1 protein-coding gene and 1 pseudogene are annotated in these 957 nt (G+C 73.9%); both read right to left on the minus strand.

Going from position 1 to position 957, the window contains the following annotated elements:
- Nucleotides 1-438: hypothetical protein (locus E1211_RS32160; protein ID WP_132354010.1), on the minus strand; the 438-nt coding region annotated here is incomplete at its 3' end.
- A gap of 58 nt (nucleotides 439-496) precedes the next feature.
- Nucleotides 497-957: pseudogene (locus E1211_RS32165) on the minus strand (hypothetical protein); the annotation flags it as partial.

A 957-nucleotide genomic window follows, 5' to 3' on the forward strand; every position in this document is an offset into this window, starting at 1 on the left:
GGGCGGGCCGTCGGGCGAGCAGGTCACCCAGATCGAGCCGAGCGCGTCGGCCGGCAGCAGTCGGCCCCGGTCGGGCGCCACCATCAGCCCGACCACCGGCACCAGCACGTCCTGCCCGACCCACTCGGCCAGCTTCCGCGCGGCGGGAACCGGCTGGACGGAGTCGGCGTACGCGCCCGTCGCGACGACCCGGACCGCGCCCGCGCTGCCGCCGAGGTGCTCGATCAGCAGATCCGGCAGGAGCTCGAAGAAGTCCGTACGGCCCGTCACCGTCGGCGCGCTCACCACCGCGCTCTGCCCGGCCTCCACCGGCAGCGCCGCGGCCAGCGCGACGAACGGTTCACGGGCGTCCGCCCCGGTGCGCAGCACCAGCGCGTCACCGACGGCCTCCACGGTGACGCCGGTCGTCGGCGGCGGATCGGTCCAGCCCGGGGGCATGGGGCGGATCACCTCGCTTTCGACGGACGGGACGGACGGAGTGGGTCGAGGTCGCGGGTCAGCCCGCTTTCGCCGTGCCCGTCTGCCAGAGCGTCCGGCCGTTGCGCGAGATCGTGACGTTCCCGTCGTTCTGCAGCACGAGGATGGCGCCGTTGTTCCCGTCGGTGCGGGTGCTCCAGATCGTGGCCATGCTCCGCGAGTAGAGCACCAGATTGCCGTCGTCCTGGAAGACCAGTTGGTCCGCGCCCCTGCCACCGGTCTGCGCGCTCCACACCCGGCGGCCCTGATCGGAGAGGACCAGGTTGCCATCGGAGGTGAGGGAGAAGGTCAGCCGGTTGGTGCGCCACGATCCACCGGGGCGCAGCACCGAGGTGCCGTTGACCACCCGGGTCTGCCACTGCGGCTTCGCCGGGGGCTTCGCGGGAGGCGCCGTCCGGCTCGGCGACGGCGGCGTGGTCGAACCGGTGCCCGGCTTGGTGGTGGGCCGAGGTTTGTGCGGTGCCCGGGGCGGGGTCGGGG

The sequence above is a fragment of the Micromonospora sp. 15K316 genome (assembly GCF_004348525.1).
Taxonomy (GTDB): Bacteria; Actinomycetota; Actinomycetes; order Mycobacteriales; family Micromonosporaceae; genus Micromonospora.